At 75.0% G+C, this 15650-nt stretch carries 13 protein-coding genes; all 13 read left to right on the plus strand.

The window, feature by feature from the left end:
- Nucleotides 1-26: 26 nt before the first annotated feature.
- The 13 genes from hisC (at nt 27) to ACI769_RS04380 (ending at nt 15580) form a co-directional block, all read left to right on the plus strand.
- Nucleotides 27-1106 (plus strand): histidinol-phosphate transaminase, encoded by a 1080-nt coding sequence (hisC, locus tag ACI769_RS04320; RefSeq protein ID WP_085386760.1) that lies wholly within the window; start codon nt 27-29, stop codon nt 1104-1106.
- A gap of 120 nt (nt 1107-1226) precedes the next feature.
- Nucleotides 1227-1517 (plus strand): lactococcin 972 family bacteriocin, encoded by a 291-nt coding sequence (locus tag ACI769_RS04325; protein ID WP_021483224.1) that lies wholly within the window; start codon nt 1227-1229, stop codon nt 1515-1517.
- 60 nt (nt 1518-1577) lie between these two features.
- Nucleotides 1578-3623, plus strand: coding sequence for a hypothetical protein (locus ACI769_RS04330; RefSeq protein ID WP_043656583.1), 2046 nt, complete (start codon nt 1578-1580; stop codon nt 3621-3623).
- 10 nt (nt 3624-3633) lie between these two features.
- On the plus strand, nt 3634-4329 hold the full coding sequence (locus ACI769_RS04335; protein ID WP_232422994.1) for an ABC transporter ATP-binding protein: 696 nt from the start codon (nt 3634-3636) through the stop codon (nt 4327-4329).
- Nucleotides 4330-4385: 56 nt separating this feature from the next.
- Complete coding sequence (locus tag ACI769_RS04340; RefSeq protein WP_076403859.1) at nt 4386-4652, plus strand: hypothetical protein; 267 nt, start codon at nt 4386-4388, stop codon at nt 4650-4652.
- Nucleotides 4653-4901: 249 nt separating this feature from the next.
- Entirely contained in the window at nt 4902-6080 is a 1179-nt protein-coding gene (gene pdhA / locus ACI769_RS04345) for a pyruvate dehydrogenase (acetyl-transferring) E1 component subunit alpha (RefSeq protein ID WP_198163199.1), read from the plus strand.
- Nucleotides 6077-7069 (plus strand): alpha-ketoacid dehydrogenase subunit beta, encoded by a 993-nt coding sequence (locus tag ACI769_RS04350; protein ID WP_043656580.1) that lies wholly within the window; start codon nt 6077-6079, stop codon nt 7067-7069. The genes pdhA and ACI769_RS04350 overlap by 4 nt, the downstream gene beginning before the upstream one ends.
- A 56-nt stretch (nt 7070-7125) precedes the next feature.
- A complete protein-coding gene (locus tag ACI769_RS04355) occupies nt 7126-8643 on the plus strand; it encodes a dihydrolipoamide acetyltransferase family protein (RefSeq protein ID WP_085386757.1) in 1518 nt (505 codons plus the stop codon).
- 253 nt (nt 8644-8896) lie between these two features.
- Nucleotides 8897-9280, plus strand: coding sequence for a hypothetical protein (locus ACI769_RS04360; RefSeq protein WP_043658855.1), 384 nt, complete (start codon nt 8897-8899; stop codon nt 9278-9280).
- A gap of 85 nt (nt 9281-9365) precedes the next feature.
- A complete protein-coding gene (locus ACI769_RS04365; RefSeq protein ID WP_409141233.1) occupies nt 9366-10067 on the plus strand; it encodes a DUF6766 family protein in 702 nt (233 codons plus the stop codon).
- A gap of 145 nt (nt 10068-10212) precedes the next feature.
- Nucleotides 10213-11673: an MFS transporter gene (locus ACI769_RS04370; protein WP_409141234.1), complete on the plus strand. Its 1461-nt coding sequence runs from the start codon at nt 10213-10215 to the stop codon at nt 11671-11673.
- Nucleotides 11674-11675: 2 nt separating this feature from the next.
- Nucleotides 11676-13856 carry a molybdopterin oxidoreductase family protein gene (locus ACI769_RS04375; RefSeq protein ID WP_409141235.1) on the plus strand — a complete coding sequence of 727 codons (2181 nt, stop codon included), beginning with the start codon at nt 11676-11678 and terminating at the stop codon, nt 13854-13856.
- A complete protein-coding gene (locus ACI769_RS04380; protein ID WP_409141236.1) occupies nt 13853-15580 on the plus strand; it encodes an FAD-dependent oxidoreductase in 1728 nt (575 codons plus the stop codon). Before ACI769_RS04375 ends, ACI769_RS04380 begins: the two co-directional genes overlap by 4 nt.
- Nucleotides 15581-15650: the final 70 nt, after the last annotated feature.

Raw genomic sequence — 15650 nt, forward strand, 5'->3', positions numbered from 1 at the left:
GTGCACGAGTGGCATGATCGAGGACCGTGGCCCACGAACCCCGCGTCCCCCTGCGTCCTGCCGTCGCCGCCCTGCCGGCCTACGTCCCGGGGGCGCGCGTCGCCCCGGGTGCGGCGGCGTTCAAGCTCTCCTCGAACGAGAACCCGTACCCGCCGCTGCCCTCGGTCGTGGCGGCGATCGCCGACGCCGCGGCGGACGCGAACCGCTACCCGGACATGTACGCGACCGAGCTCACCGAGGCGCTCGCGGCGGACCTCGGGGTCGGGGCCGACGAGGTCGTGGTGGGCAACGGGTCGGTCGCGGTCCTCGCGCACGTCCTCCAGGCGGTCGTCGAGCCGGGCGACGAGGTCGTCTACCCGTGGCGCTCGTTCGAGGCGTACCCGATCGCGGTCGCCGTCGCGGGCGGCACGTCGGTGCGGGTCCCGCTCCGGACGGGGGAGCACCGCGGGCGCCTCGACCTGCCCGCGATGGCCGCGGCGGTCACCGAGCGCACGCGCGTCGTCATGGTGTGCACGCCCAACAACCCGACCGGTCCGGCGGTGCACCGCGACGAGCTCGAGACGTTCCTCGCGGCGGTGCCGTCGGACGTGCTCGTGGTGCTCGACGAGGCGTACCTCGAGTTCGTGCGCGACCCGGAGGCCCCCGACGGTCTCGCGGTGTACGCGCAGCACCCGAACGTCGTGCTGCTGCGCACGTTCTCCAAGGCGTACGGGCTCGCGGGCCTGCGCGTCGGGTACGCCGTCGCGCGTCCGCGCCTCGCGGCGGGCATCCGTGCCGTCTCCACGCCGTTCGGGGTCTCGCACGTGGCGCAGCGGGCCGCGATCGCGTCGCTCGGGGCGCGAGGCGAGCTCCTGCAGCGGGTCGAGCACCTCGTGGCGGACCGCACCCGCCTCGTCGAGGGTCTGCGCGACCAGGGCTGGTCCCTGCCGGAGTCGCAGGCGAACTTCGTGTGGTTCGACCTGGGGGAGCGCACGGCCCAGCGCGCCGAGGAGGCGCGTGCTGCCGGCGCGATCGTGCGCCCGTTCGCGGGCGAGGGCCTGCGCGTGAGCGTGGGCGAGCCCGAGGCGACCGACCTCTTCCTGCGCGTCAGCGCGACCTGGCTGTAGCCCTTCCTCGACGGCCCCTCTGCGTTCCGGCAACGGAACTTCCCCAGATCGACCGAACCCCTGGTGCTCGCGTCTCCGGATTGCTACTTTTACGTAGCAATCACTTCCGAAGGGGGAGATATGAGGTTTGGTCGAGTACTGACGACGGCGATGGTCGCCGGGGTCCTGGCCTTCACACCGGCGGCGGCGTTCGCCGGCTCGCAGCTCGTGGGCGGCGGGATCTGGAACTACGGGACCAGTGCGGGCGCGATCTACTCGCACTACCTGCACAACACCCAGTGCCACGGCGCGTCCGTGCACAACGGGAAGCTCTACCGGGTGACCAACATCAAGCCCGGGGTCTGGGCGAAGGTGCACGCCAAGGACTGGCCCATGCGCGTGGACCACGCCTACTGGCACAAGTGCGCGTAGCACGGACGCAGGGCAGGGGCGGCGCCGTGCCGCCCCTGCCCGGTCCGGCGCGGAGCCTCCATGCCGAACAGAAGCCTCAGCCTGGCCTACGCCCTCGCGGTGGTCGTCAGCCTCTTCCTCGCCTTCTTCACGGTGCAGGCGTACAGCGAGTTCGCGGTCCGCGGGTTCGACGCCCAGCTCCGCGTCGACTCCCTCGGCACGACCGCGTCGAGCGCCGAGGCGTACGGCACGATCGCGACCTTCGCGACCTCCCGCGACTGCACCGTCGCCAAGGTGACCTTCGACCTCACCGACGTCTCGACGCGGCACCTCTCCGTCCTCGGTGACGGCTCGGCCGACCCGGGCGGGCGGTGGCTCGACCACGGCGTGGCCGACTTCAGCCGCGGCGTCACCACGCAGGTGCACCCCGGCGCCGAGCTCGGGGCCACGAGCCCGGTGGGCTCCTACGGGCTCTCGTGCGGCACGGCGGAGGCCGAGGCGCTGGCCGCCGCGCTGCGGGAGGCCGGGGTGACGGCGTCGGCCGACTCCTACCCGACGATCCTCTCGTGGCACCGCTACCTCGCGGGCACGCCGATCCCGGCGGGCTACGCCATCGCGGCGGTCGCCGTCGTGCTCCTCGCGGGGTGCGGCGCGCTCCTCAACGCCCGGGCGTACGCGGTCCAGCGCCTCCAGGGCGCGCCGTTCTCCAGCATCCTGCGGCGCGACCTCGCCCCGATCGGCCGACGCCTCGCCCTCCACCTGGGTGGTGCTGCCGTCGTGTGCGCGATCGTGCTCGGCGCCTACAACGGGTTCGCGCAGGCGACGACGTTCCTCGGCCTGGCCGGCGCCGTCCTCGCCGGGCTGCTGCTCGTCACCGTGACCGCCCACGCCGTCTCGACGGCCGCCGCGCAGCGCATCCCGCTCGCGGCCGCGATCAAGGGCGAGTCCGTGGGGGCCTGGGTCGTCCCCGCCGCGTTCGGCGTGCGGTTCTGCGCCCTCGTCATCCTCGTCGCGTCGATCTTCTCCGCCGTGCACGCGGGCCAGCTCATCGCGGGTCAGCAGGCCGCCCGCTCCGCCTGGCAGAGCGCGGGCGGCGCGACCTCCGTGGGCGTCGGCGGCGACGACCAGGCCCGCGCGGGCGAGTTCGCGCAGCGCCTCGGCGAGGTCGTCGTGCGGGCGCTCGACGACCGCGAGGCGGTGCTCGCCGCGCGGCAGCCCGTCTCGGCGTTCGGCACGGTGACGGTCGCGCCCGAGGACCAGCCGGTCCTCCTCGTCAGCCCGTCGTACCTGGAGGAGCAGGACGTCCGCGACGCGACCGGGTCGCGGCTCGTCCCGGCGCCGGGGTCGTGCCTCACGATCCACCTGCCCACCACGCTGCGGGCGGACCAGCAGGACGACGTCGTGGCCGCCGTCGGCTCGTGGGCGGACTACTTCGGTGCGACGTGCGCCGTCGAGCGCGGTGCGCCGCTCGCCGAGGGCAGCACGCTGTTCGACTACGGCAACGCCGCGGACCCGAGCGCGTCACCGCTCGTGGACGAGCCGGTCGTGCTCGTCGTGGACCCGGCCTCGGAGGTCGTGAGCGCCGACGGGTACGGCGCGTACACCTCGACGGGGGACGTCGTCTTCCTCGACCCGGCGTACGTGCTGGAGGAGAGCCGCGCGGCGGGCATCCGCGACTACGTCCTCTCGGTCACGCCGATCGCGGACGCCGCGGCCGAGGAGTACCAGAAGCTCGTCCGGAGCTTCCGGCTCGGCCTCGCGAACATCGCGGCGGCGGCCGGCGTCGTGCTCCTCACCGCGGTCGTGGTGTCGAGCGCGTACACGCGGCGGTACGCGCAGAGCGTGTTCGTCCGCTACATCGCGGGGTGGTCGTTCGCCGCGCGGTACCGCGCGGCGTTCCTCGCCGAGGCCGCCTCGGCGGTGCTGCTCGTCGCGTACGTGGCGGCGAACCCGCCGCGCACGCCGCCGGCCCTCGGCGCCGTCGTCGCGGCCGCCGCACCGCGGCTGCTCGGGGGAGCGGAGCCGCTCGTCGCGGTGGCGGTGTGCCTCGTGTCGTCCGCCCTGCTGGTGACCGCGCTCGCGGTGGCCCAGCGCAGGCTCCTGCGGACGCGATCCAGTGACAGCTGAACGAAGGGGGATGGCGATGATCGAGGTCGTAGGTGCGGCCAAGTTCTACGGGGCGCGGACGGTCTGGACGGGCCTCACGCTGAGCGTGGAGGCGGGCTCGATGGCGGGCCTCGTGGGGTCGAGCGGGTCGGGCAAGACGACGCTGCTCAACTGCGTGGGCCTGCTCGACCGGCTGGACGCGGGGACGCTGTTCGTGGACGGGCGCGACGTCACCGCGCTGAGCCCGCACGGGCGACGCCTGTTCCGACGGGACGAGCTCGGGTACCTGTTCCAGAACTACGCGCTCATCGACAACGCGACGGTCGCGGCGAACCTCGACGTCGCGTTCGTGAGCCGGGGCGTCCGGCGGGCGGACCGCGCGCGCCGGCGCGAGGAGGTGCTCGAGCGCGTGGGGCTCGGCGGGTACGAGCGCGCGGCCGTCTACGAGCTGTCGGGCGGCGAGCAGCAGCGCGTCGCCGTGGCGCGGCTGCTCCTCAAGCGGCCGCGCGTCGTCCTCGCCGACGAGCCCACGGGGGCGCTCGACGAGGGGAACGCCGACGCGATCGTCGGGCTCCTGCGCGAGCTCGCGGACGAGGGGCGTGCCGTGGTCGTCGCGACGCACAACCCGCGCGTCGAGCAGGCCTGCGACACCGTCCTCGAGCTCGGCGCCTCGACCCAGCACGTGGCCCGCGCGTTCGTCGGCGCGGACGACGACGGCGCGGCGTAGCGGCCGGCGACGGCGGCGCGGTTGCCGGGTCCTGGTCACGCGAGAAGACTCGCGGCATGGACAACCAGGAGTGGGAGCAGTTCGTCGAGGACAACGGCTGGCTCTTCGGGGGCGCGGCCCTGGTCCTCTACGTCGCGGTCGCGGTGATCTTCTTCATCGCCTACGTCCGGATCATCCAGAAGGCCGGCTACTCCGGCTGGTGGGTGCTCGTGGGCCTCGTGCCGATCCTCAACGTCGTCATGTTCCTCGTGTTCGCGTTCTCGCGCTGGCCGGTCCTGCGCGAGCGCGACGCGCTGCGCTCGGGCGGCGTCTACCCGCGGTAGGGGCAGCCCTCCTGGTGCCGGGGGTGCGCCGGTGGGGATTGGAGGTTCTCTACAGCCGGTCGTGACGGACGTTGGGCGACACGTCGGAGGCGCTACCTACGGGGTCGTAGCCTACGCTTGCGTAGGCTACGGAGACGTAGGTTCCGACGGCGCCCTTTATCAGGCGCCTCCTGCCCCCGAGCGGGCCGGCCGCACGGCCGGGCCGCACCGAAGGAGAGTCGCGTGACCGAGAACGACGCGAGAACCGGCGTGCGGGACGCTGCGAGCACGCACCCCGACCTCCCCGACGTCGCGGGCGGTCCCGACGACGCACCCCTGCTCCAGCTCGTGACGCCCGCCGGCGCCCGCGTCACGACCCCGGAGACCGACGGCTACCGCGAGCGCGTCGCCTACCTCGACGCCGCGGCGCTGCGCGGTCTCTACCGCGACATGGTGCTCACGCGCCGCTTCGACGACGAGGCGACGTCGCTCCAGCGCCAGGGCGAGCTCGGGCTGTTCGCGCAGGCGAAGGGCCAGGAGGCCGCGCAGATCGGCTCCGGCCGCGCGCTCGCCCCCCAGGACTACGTCTTCCCGTCGTACCGTGAGCACGGCGTCTCGCACGTGCGCGGCATCGACCCGACGGCGCGCCTGCGCCTCTTCCGCGGCGTGGACCACGGCGGGTGGGACCCGACGGCGCACAACGTCCACCTGTACACGCTCGTCATCGGGTCGCACGCGCTGCACGCGACGGGGTACGCCATGGGGGTCCAGCGCGACGGCCTCGTCGGGTCGGGCGACCCGGAGCGCGACGCGGCCGTCGTCACGTACTTCGGCGACGGCGCGACGTCGCAGGGCGACGTCAACGAGGCGCTCGTCTTCGCGGCCGTGAACAACGCGCCGGTCGTGTTCTTCTGCCAGAACAACCAGTGGGCGATCTCGGAGCCGACGACCCGGCAGACCCGCGTGCCGCTCTACCGCCGCGGCGGCGGGTTCGGCATCCCCAGCGTGCGGGTCGACGGCAACGACGTGCTCGCGTGCTACGCCGTGACCGCGGAGGCGCTCGAGCGTGCCCGCTCCGGCGGCGGCCCGACGTTCGTCGAGGCGTTCACCTACCGCATGGGCGCGCACACGACGTCCGACGACCCGACGAAGTACCGGTCGCGCGCCCAGGAGGACTACTGGCGCCGTCGGGACCCGATCGACCGGCTCGAGAACCTGCTCCGCGCCGAGGACGCGTGGGACGACGCGTTCGCCGCCGACCTGGCCGCCGAGGCCGACGCGCTGGGCGAGCGGCTGCGCGAGGAGGTCCGTGCGCTCGCTGCACCGGACCCGTCGAGCATGTTCGACCACGTCTACGCGACCCCGAACGCCGTGGTCGAGCGCGAGAAGGCGTGGTTCGCCGACTACCAGCAGTCCTTCGAGGAGCCGACCGCGGAGGTGGCGCGATGAGCGACAGCAAGACCCTGACCCTGGCCCGCGCCATCAACGAGGGGCTGCGCCGGTCGCTGGAGAACGACCCCAAGGTCCTGCTCATGGGCGAGGACATCGGCGCGCTCGGCGGCGTCTTCCGCGTGACGGACGGCCTGCAGAAGGACTTCGGCGAGGACCGCGTCGTCGACACGCCGCTCGCGGAGTCCGGCATCCTCGGCACCGCGATCGGTCTCGCGCTGCGCGGCTACCGGCCGGTGTGCGAGATCCAGTTCGACGGGTTCATCTTCCCCGCGTACGACCAGATCACGACGCAGCTCGCGAAGATGGGCTACCGCTCGGGCGGGAAGCTCCAGGTGCCCGTCGTGATCCGCGTGCCGTACGGCGGCGGGATCGGTGCGGTCGAGCACCACAGCGAGAGCCCCGAGGCGCTGTTCGCGCACACGGCCGGCCTGCGCGTCGTGTCGCCGTCCACGCCGCAGGACGCGTACACGATGATCCAGGAGGCCGTCGCCTCGCCGGACCCGGTGCTCTTCTTCGAGCCCAAGGGCCGCTACTGGGAGAAGGGGCCGGTCGACGTCGCGGGTCGCGGCGAGGGCGCGACCGTGCTCGACCGGGCGCGCGTCGTCCGCCCCGGCACGGACCTCACGCTCGTCGCCTACGGTCCGACCGTCGCGACCGCGCTCCGCGTCGCCGCGGCGGCCGAGCAGGAGGGCCGCAGCATCGAGGTCGTGGACCTGCGCAGCATCTCGCCGCTCGACACCGCGACGGTCGTCGAGTCCGTCCGCCGGACGGGACGCTGCGTCGTCGTGCACGAGGCCCCGACCTACCTCGGCTCGGGCGCCGAGGTCGCGGCCCGCGTGACCGAGGAGTGCTTCTACTCGCTCGAGGCGCCCGTGCTGCGCGTCGGCGGCTTCCACACGCCGTACCCCGTCGCGAAGATCGAGCACGACTACCTGCCGAGCCTCGACCGCGTGCTCGACGCCGTCGACCGCGCGTTCGCGTTCTGACGCGCGTCCACCGCGACCTCGACAGCGCCGACCGGGACCACCAGGAGGACCACGCAGTGCCCACCTTCGAGAAGTTCAACCTCCCCGACGCGGGCGAGGGCCTCACCGAGGCCGAGATCGTGCACTGGCACGTCGCCGTCGGCGACGCCGTCACGGTCAACCAGACGATCGTCGAGATCGAGACGGCGAAGTCGCTCGTCGAGCTGCCGTCGCCGTACACGGGCGTCGTCACGGAGATCCTCACGCCCGAGGGCACGACGGTCGAGGTCGGCGTGCCGATCATCGTCGTGGACACGGACCCGGGCGGCACGGCCCCGGCGCCGACCGCACCGGCCGGCGTCGTGCCCGACGGCGCGGACGCCCCCGCAGCGGCCCCGTCGCCGCAGGCGGGCACCGGTGACGCGACGCCCGCCGCGAGCGAGGGTTCCGGCTCGGTGCTCGTCGGGTACGGCACCGTCGAGCCGGGCACGGCCCGACGGCGGCGCCGCGCGGCCGAGCCGGCCGCCGCAGCGCCCGCGGCCGAGCCCACCGCCGCAGCACCCGCGACCGACCGCCCCGGCCCGGCGACCCCGGACCGGACGGCCCCGGCGGCGAGCACCGCGCCGTCGGCCCCGGCCTCGACCTCCGCCCCGCGGGCGAGCGCGCCGGCCGCCGTCGGGCACGCGACCCTGCCGGTGCTGGCCAAGCCGCCGGTGCGCAAGCTCGCGAAGGACCTGGGCGTCGACCTGGCGAGCGTCGCGGGCACCGGCCCGGGCGGGATCGTCACGCGCGAGGACGTGCAGGCCTACCACGAGCAGGCGAAGGCGCAGCCGCTCGCGACGTACGCCGACGACGACCAGCCGTGGCTCGCGACGGGCGCCGTCACGGCCGACGGCCGCCAGACGCGCGTGCCCGTGAAGTCGGTGCGCAAGCGCACGGCCGAGGCGATGGTCACGAGCGCGTTCACCGCCCCCCACGTGACGGTCTTCCACACGGTCGACGTCACGCGCACCATGAAGCTCGTCCGCACCCTGCGGGAGGACCGCGAGTTCGCGGACGTGCGCGTCACGCCCCTGCTCGTCACCGCCAAGGCGCTGCTCCTCGCGGTGCGCCGCCACCCGGAGATCAACGCGAGCTGGGACGACGCCGCGCAGGAGATCGTCTACAAGCACTACGTGAACCTGGGGATCGCGGCGGCGACGCCGCGCGGGCTCGTCGTGCCGAACATCAAGGACGCGCACCGCCTCGACCTGCACGGCCTCGCCGGCGGGATCGCGGACCTCACCGCGACCGCGCGGGCCGGGCGCACGTCGCCCACCGACATGTCCGACGGCACGATCACGATCACCAACGTCGGGGTGTTCGGCATCGACACGGGGACGCCCATCCTCAACCCCGGCGAGGCCGCGATCCTCGCGTTCGGCGCGATCCGCGAGCAGCCCTGGGTCCACAAGGGCAAGATCCGCAAGCGCTGGGTCACGCAGCTCGCGCTGAGCTTCGACCACCGCCTCGTCGACGGCGAGCTCGGCGCGCGCGTGCTGGCCGACGTCGCGCGGATCCTCGAGGACCCGGCGCGCGGTCTCGTCTGGGGCTGAGCCCACCCGTCGGCACGCGGGACGCGCGTCGGCACACGCTGCGCCGCTCGGCACCTCGAGGTGCCGAGCGGGCACGCTCCGTGCCGAACCGTGCCCGGGCCACTGCTTGCGAGCGCATCGAGAACCGCGAGCATGAGGCTCAGCGTCGGCGACCCGGTCGGCGCGGTGTCGCCACAGGAGGGTCGTGTGCTCGCGAGTGCTGGTCGGGGGGTCACGGACGGGTCCGGGCGTCGGGCTCGCGGCCCTCGCGCTCGTGACCGCCACGCTCGCGGGGTGCGCGGGACCCGGCGCGGCAGAGGCGCAGGACGTCGTCGAGGACCTCGCGGGCGCGCTCGCCGTGGGGGACGGCGACGCCGCGTGCGCCCTGATCCTGCCCGCCGCGGCCGACGCGCTCGCCGCCGACGAGGGCGAGCCGTGCGCGGACGTCGTCACCGCGCCGGACGGCCCCCTCGCCGGGCTGACCGCGGCCGGAACCGAGGTCGTCGTCGAGGACGTGCACGTCGCGGGGCGTCAGGCGCAGGTCGTCACGGCGACGGACACCGTCTTCCTCGCGCTCTCCGGCGACGCGTGGGTCGTCACCGCAGCAGGCTGCACGCCCCGCGACGACCGCCCCTACGACTGCGAGGTGGAGGCATGAGGGTCCCGCGGCTGATGTTCTGGGCCACGCTCGTGCTCGTTGTCGCGGGCCTCGCGGTCACGTTCGTGCTGGCGGCGGTGCACCGATGAGCGCCGGCAGCGGGAAGGGCGGCGTCCTCGGCGGCCTGCGCGCGAGCTCGCTGAGCCTGTTCTTCACGCTCGCGTTCCTCGCGTCGCTGGTCGCGCAGGCCGTGAGCGGCGTCGCCGTCTTCAACACCGACCAGCGGGCGGCGGGCCTCGACCCGGTGACGTTCGGCCAGTACGTGCTGTCGTCGGCGTTCTGGGTCGACGTCACGGAGAACTGGCAGTCCGAGTACCTGCAGTTCCTCCTCTTCATCACCGCGACGGTGTGGTTCGTGCAGCGGGGCTCGCCCGAGTCGAAGAAGCTCGACCAGGCGGGCCGCGAGTCCGACGAGGACCAGAAGGTCGGCGAGCACGCGACCGCCGACTCCCCGGCGTGGGCCCGCGCCCGGGGCTGGCGGCTCGCCGTCTACTCGCGGTCCCTGTCGCTCGTCATGGGCGCGATCTTCCTCGGGTCGTGGGCCGCGCAGTCGGCGGCCGGCGCGGTCGCGTTCAGCGAGGAGCAGCTGCGCGACCTCCAGGACCCCGTGCCGTGGACGGAGTACCTGTCCATGCCGGACTTCTGGAGCCGCACGTTCCAGAACTGGCAGTCCGAGATGCTGGCCGTCCTCAGCATGGTCGTGCTCGCGATCTACCTGCGCGAGCGCGGGTCGCCCGAGTCCAAGCCGGTGGGCTCGTCCCACGAGGCGACCGGCGTCGAGGGCTGACGGCGACCGCACGGACGGCCGCTCACAGCGGCCGTCGAGCAGGTGTGCGGAAGACCTCACACGGGCTTAACGGGGGTCGCGCGCGGGGGAAACACGGCGTTCCTAGCGTCCTGGTCACTGACCGGGACCTGCTGAAGGAGCCGCCATGCCCGCGCCCACGAGCCCCACCACCCACGAGGGTGAGCAGTCCGCAGCCCGCCCGTCCGGCGTCGTGCCCGCGACGCCGCCCGCCCCGGGACTCGCCCCGGCACCACCGAGGACGCCGCACCGCCGCTCCGGGCGGTGGATCGACCGCTGGGACCCGGAGGACCCCACGTTCTGGCGCGACGGCGGCCGCCGGGTCGCGACCCGCAACCTGGGGATCTCGGTGTTCGCGGAGTTCCTCGGCTTCGCGGTCTGGGCGCTGTGGTCGATCGTCGTGCCGCAGCTCCCCGCCGCCGGGTTCACCTTCACCGTGGACCAGCAGTTCTGGCTCATCGCCGTCCCGAGCCTCGTCGGCGCGACGCTGCGCATCCCGTACACGTTCGCCGTGCCCCTGTTCGGCGGGCGCAACTGGACGGTCGTGTCCGCCCTCCTCCTGCTGCTCCCGACGGCGGCGCTCGCGGTCGTCGTGCAGGACCCCGGCACGTCGTTCGGCGTGATGCTGGCCGTCGCGGCGCTCGCCGGCTTCGGCGGCGGCAACTTCGCGTCCTCGATGGCGAACATCTCGTTCTTCTACCCGGAGCGGGAGAAGGGCAAGGCGCTGGGCCTCAACGCCGCGGGCGGCAACCTGGGGACGGCGGTCGTGCAGCTCGCGGTGCCGCTCGTCATCGTCGCCGGGGCGGGTGTCGCGCTCGAGCGTGCGGGCCTCATGATGATCCCGTTCATCCTGCTCGCGGCGTTCCTCGCGTGGCGGTTCATGGACAACCTCGCCACGGCGAAGGCGGACCCGCGGTCGTTCGCCGTCGCGACGCGGAACCGGCACACGTGGATCATCTCGTTCCTCTACATCGGGACGTTCGGGTCGTTCATCGGCTACGCCGGTGCGTTCCCGACGCTCCTCGCGGGCCAGTTCCCGGAGGTCACGCTCTCGATCGCGTTCCTCGGCGCGCTGGTCGGCTCGGTGTCCCGGCCGCTGGGCGGCATCGTCGCGGACCGCCTGGGCGGCGCGCGCGTGACGATCGCGTCGTACGGGGTCATGGCGCTCGGCGCGGTCGGCGCGATCCGGGCGCTGGAGACCCACAGCTTCGGCCTCTTCTTCGCGTCGTTCCTCGTCCTGTTCGTCGCGACGGGCGTCGGCAACGGCTCGACCTACCGGATGATCCCGGCCGTCTTCCAGGCGAGCGCGGCGCGGGCCCTCGACGGCCCGACGGCGAGCGACCCCGCGGCCCTCGCCGCGGCCCGGGTCCGCGCCCGCCAGGCCGCGGCCGGGTGCATCGGGATCGCGGGCGCCGTCGGCGCGTTCGGCGGGTTCCTCATCCCGCGCGGGTTCGCCGCGTCGACGAGCCTCTCCGGCTCGCTCGTCCCCGCCCTGTGGACGTTCGTGGGGATGTACGCCGTGATGGCGATCGTCGCGTGGGCGGTCTACCTGCGCAAGGGCTCGGCCCTCGCGGCGGCCGGGATCTGAGCGTGGACACCCACTGCCCCTACTGCGCGCTCCAGTGCGGCATGACGCTCACGCCGGCGAGCGGCCCGCTGCCGGTCACGGTCGCCCCGCGGGACTTCCCGACCAACCGGGGCGGGCTGTGCCAGAAGGGCTGGACGAGCGCGACGGTCCTGCGCGCACCCGACCGGTTGACGCGCCCGCTCCTGCGCGGGCCCGACGGCGAGCTCCGGCCCGCCCCGTGGGACGAGGCCCTCGACGTGGTCGCGGCCGGGATCGAGCGGGTCCAGGCCGCGCACGGCTGCGACGCCGTCGCGGTGTTCGGGGGCGGCGGCCTGACGAACGAGAAGGCGTACGCGCTCGGGAAGTTCGCGCGCACGGTGCTGCGGACCGCGAACATCGACTACAACGGGCGGTTCTGCATGGCGTCCGCCGCGGCGGGGGCGAACCGCGCGTTCGGCGCCGACCGCGGGCTCCCGTTCCCGCTCGCCGACCTCGGCGGCGCGGACGCCGTGCTGCTGCTCGGGTCGAACGTCGCCGAGACGATGCCGCCGTCCGTCCAGCACCTCGCCGGCGTGCGGGCACGGGGCGGGCTCGTCGTCGTGGACCCGCGCCGCAGCGCGACGGCGGCGCTCACGGGGGAGGCGGGGGACGCCGTCGGGCAGGGGGTGCACCTGCAGCCGGTCCCGGGCACCGACCTCGTGGTGCTGCTCGCGCTGCTGCACGTCGTGGTCGCGGAGGGGCTCGCGGACACGGCCTACCTCGACGCGCGCACGACCGGGTTCGACGACGTCCGCCGGTCCGTCGCCGCATGGTGGCCCGAGCGCGCGGAGACGGTGTGCGGGGTGTCGGCGGACCGGTTGCGCCACGTGGCCCGGCTGCTCGCGGCGGCGTCACCCGTCCACGGGGGTGCGGGCGCGTACGTGCTCACGGGCCGTGGCGTCGAGCAGTCCTCGCAGGGCACGGCGACCGTGACCGCGGCGATCGACCTCGCGCTCGCCCTCGGCCTGCCCGGCCGCGTGGGGTCCGGGTACGGCGCGATCACCGGCCAGGGCAACGGGCAGGGCGGCCGCGAGCACGGGCAGAAGGCGGACCAGCTCCCCGGGTACCGCAGGATCGACGACCCGGCGGCCCGCGCGCACGTCGCCGCGGTGTGGGGCGTCGACCCGGAGTCGCTCCCCGGCCCCGGGATGCCCGCCGTCGAGCTCTTGCGGTCGCTCGGCACGCGGCCCGGACCGGGCGGTGCGACCACGACCTACGCCGAGGACGGGCGCCCGCGCGCCTTGCTCGTGCACGGGGCGAACGTCGTGGTCAGCGCCCCGGACGCGGACCGGGTCGCGGCGAACCTGCGCGCGCTCGACCTGCTCGTCGTGTGCGACCTCGTGCCGTCGGAGACGGCGCTGCTCGCGGACGTCGTGCTGCCCGTGACGCAGTGGGCCGAGGAGGAGGGCACCATGACGTCGCTCGAGGGTCGCGTGATCCGACGGCGCCGCGCGGTCGACGCGCCGGGCGACGCACGGTCGGAGCTGTGGATCCTGGCGGAGCTCGCGCGTCGGCTGGGATCGCCGGTCTCCTTCCCGACCGACCCGGCCGTCGTCTTCGACGAGCTCGCGCGCGCGTCCGCGGGCGGCGTCGCGGACTACGCCGGGCTCAGCCACGCGCGCCTCGACGCGGACGAGGCGGACGGCGGCCCGGGCCTGCACTGGCCGGTGCCGTCCCCCGACCACCCGGGCACCCCGCGGATGTTCCTCGACCGGTTCCCGACGCCGGACGGACGTGCCCGCCTGGTCGCGGTCGACCACACGGGCCCGAGCGACGACGTGCGGCCCGACGCGCCGCTCTACCTCGTCACGGGCCGCGTGCTCCAGCACTACCAGTCGGGCGCGCAGACCCGGCGCGTGCCGGAGCTCGACCGCCTCGTCCCGGAGCCGTTCGTCGAGGTCCACCCGGTTCTGGGCACGCGCCTCGGCATCGACGACGGAGACCGGGCGCGCCTCACGACCGCGCGCGGCGCGATCGAGGCGGTCGTGCGGTGGACGGACCGCGTCCGGCCGGACACGGTCTTCATGCCCTTCCACTGGGGCGGCGTGGGCAGCGTCAACCGCGTGACGACCGACGCGACCGACCCCGTCTCCGGGATGCCGGAGTTCAAGGTCTGCGCCGTGGACGTGCGACGCGCCCCCGCGCTCCAGGAGGTCGGGGGATGACGCGCGTCGTCGTGGTCGGTCACGGCATGGTCGGGTCGCGGTTCGCGGGCGACCTCGCGGCGCGGTGCGGGGGGTCCGCCGACGTCGAGGTCACCGTGCTCGGCGCGGAGGAGCACGAGCCGTACAACCGCGTGCTGCTCAGCGAGGTCGTCGCGGGCCGGGCCGACGTCGCGACGATCGCCCTGCCTGTCGCGGACGACGCGCGCGTCACGGTCCGGCGGGGCACCGAGGCCCTCGCGGTCGACCGGGCGTCGCGCCGCGTCCTCACGGGCGAGGGTGCCTACCCGTACGACGTCGTCGTGCTCGCGACGGGCGCCGCGGCGCGCGTCCCCGAGGTGCCCGGCCTCACCGGCCTGCCCGGCGGCCTGCCGCGTGGCGCGCACGTCCTGCGGACGCTCGACGACGCACGCGCGATCGTCGCGGGGTCGCTCGACGCGCGGCACGCCGTCGTCGTGGGAGCGGGCGTCCTCGGCCTCGAGGTCGCGTGCGGGCTCGCGCGTCGCGGCGTCGCCGTGAGCCTCGTGCACGGCGGCGCGAGCGTGATGGACCGCCAGCTCGACCGTGCGGCGGGCGGCGTCGTCGCGCGCGGTCTCGCCGGCCTCGGGGTGCGCGCCTGGACCTCAGCCCGGACCGAGCGCGTGGTCGTGGCCGGCCGCAGCGTGCGCGGCGTGACGCTCCGCATGCCCGACGGCGGCCCGCTCGACCCCGCGGCAGATCGGCCGGGCGCGGCCGGGGGAGCGCCGGACGGCGTGCGTCGCGTCGACCTCGACGCCGACCTCGTCGTGCTCGCGTGCGGCACCGTGCCCGAGGCCGGGCTCGCGCAGGCGGCGGGGCTCACGGTCGACCGGGGGGTCGTCGTCGGGCCCGACCTCGCCAGCCCGGACGACGCGCGCGTGTTCGCGATCGGCGACTGCGCCCAGCCGCCCGAGGGCGGCACCGGGCTGATCGCCCAGGGGTGGGACCAGGCACGCCGGCTCGCGCAGCACCTCGCGGAGCGGCTCGCCGCCAGGGCCGACGGCGCGGGGAGGCCGGGCGCCGCGCGGGGGGCCGCGCCCGACCGGCGGCGTGCGCGCCGAGGACCGGCCGCCGACCGGCCGAGCGTGGCGCTGCGGCTCGCCACGGACGTCGTCGCGCGCCCGCTCGCGCCGACGTCCGACCCCCGGGTCGGCACGCGCGCGACCGCCGGGACCGACGTCGTGCGGGTCAAGGCGGCGGGGCTCGAGATCGTGACGATGGGCGTGTGCGGCGAGCGTCGCGCGCCCGACGCGTCGCACCGCTCCGTGACGCTGAGCGACCCGGCGGCGGGGCGGCACGTCGAGGTCGTCGTCGCGGACGGGCTGCTCGTCGGCGCGACGTGCGTCGGCGCGCCCGAGGTGGGCGCCGACCTCGCCGCCGCGTACACGCGCCGCGTCCCCGTGCCCGCCGACCCGACCCACCTGCTGCTGCGCCCGGTCGCGCAGGCGCCCGCCCCGGCGTCGTCCCCGACGCTCATGCCCGACCGCACGACCGTGTGCACGTGCAACGGCGTGACCAAGGGCGACGTCGTGGGCTGCTGGCACGACGGCGCCCGGAGCGTCGACGACGTCGCACGGGCGACGCGCGCGACGACGGGCTGCGGCGGGTGCAAGGACGTCGTGTGCGGCCTGGTCGACTGGCTCGCGCAGACCGACCCGGAGCAGCCGCAGGCCGACGGCGCACGGGCGAGCGTCGGCCTCGGCGCGTGAGGTCGGCAAGCCCTGCCGAGATCGGCAGTCACGATCGTCGATCTGGACACGACCTGCCGGTCTCGCACCG

It is taken from the genome of Cellulosimicrobium sp. RS (genome assembly GCF_046159675.1).
Taxonomy (GTDB): Bacteria; Actinomycetota; Actinomycetes; order Actinomycetales; family Cellulomonadaceae; genus Cellulosimicrobium; species Cellulosimicrobium funkei.

What these genes read in the sequence shown, in the direction of transcription:
- ACI769_RS04325 (WP_021483224.1), top strand. Translation starts at nt 1,227, where the DNA reads ATGAGGTTTGGTCGAGTACTGACGACGGCGATGGTCGCCGGGGTCCTG.
- ACI769_RS04330 (WP_043656583.1), top strand. Translation starts at nt 1,578, where the DNA reads ATGCCGAACAGAAGCCTCAGCCTGGCCTACGCCCTCGCGGTGGTCGTC.
- ACI769_RS04335 (WP_232422994.1), top strand. Translation starts at nt 3,634, where the DNA reads ATGGCGATGATCGAGGTCGTAGGTGCGGCCAAGTTCTACGGGGCGCGG.
- ACI769_RS04340 (WP_076403859.1), top strand. Translation starts at nt 4,386, where the DNA reads ATGGACAACCAGGAGTGGGAGCAGTTCGTCGAGGACAACGGCTGGCTC.
- ACI769_RS04350 (WP_043656580.1), top strand. Translation starts at nt 6,077, where the DNA reads ATGAGCGACAGCAAGACCCTGACCCTGGCCCGCGCCATCAACGAGGGG.
- ACI769_RS04365 (WP_409141233.1), top strand. Translation starts at nt 9,366, where the DNA reads ATGAGCGCCGGCAGCGGGAAGGGCGGCGTCCTCGGCGGCCTGCGCGCG.
- ACI769_RS04370 (WP_409141234.1), top strand. Translation starts at nt 10,213, where the DNA reads ATGCCCGCGCCCACGAGCCCCACCACCCACGAGGGTGAGCAGTCCGCA.
- ACI769_RS04380 (WP_409141236.1), top strand. Translation starts at nt 13,853, where the DNA reads ATGACGCGCGTCGTCGTGGTCGGTCACGGCATGGTCGGGTCGCGGTTC.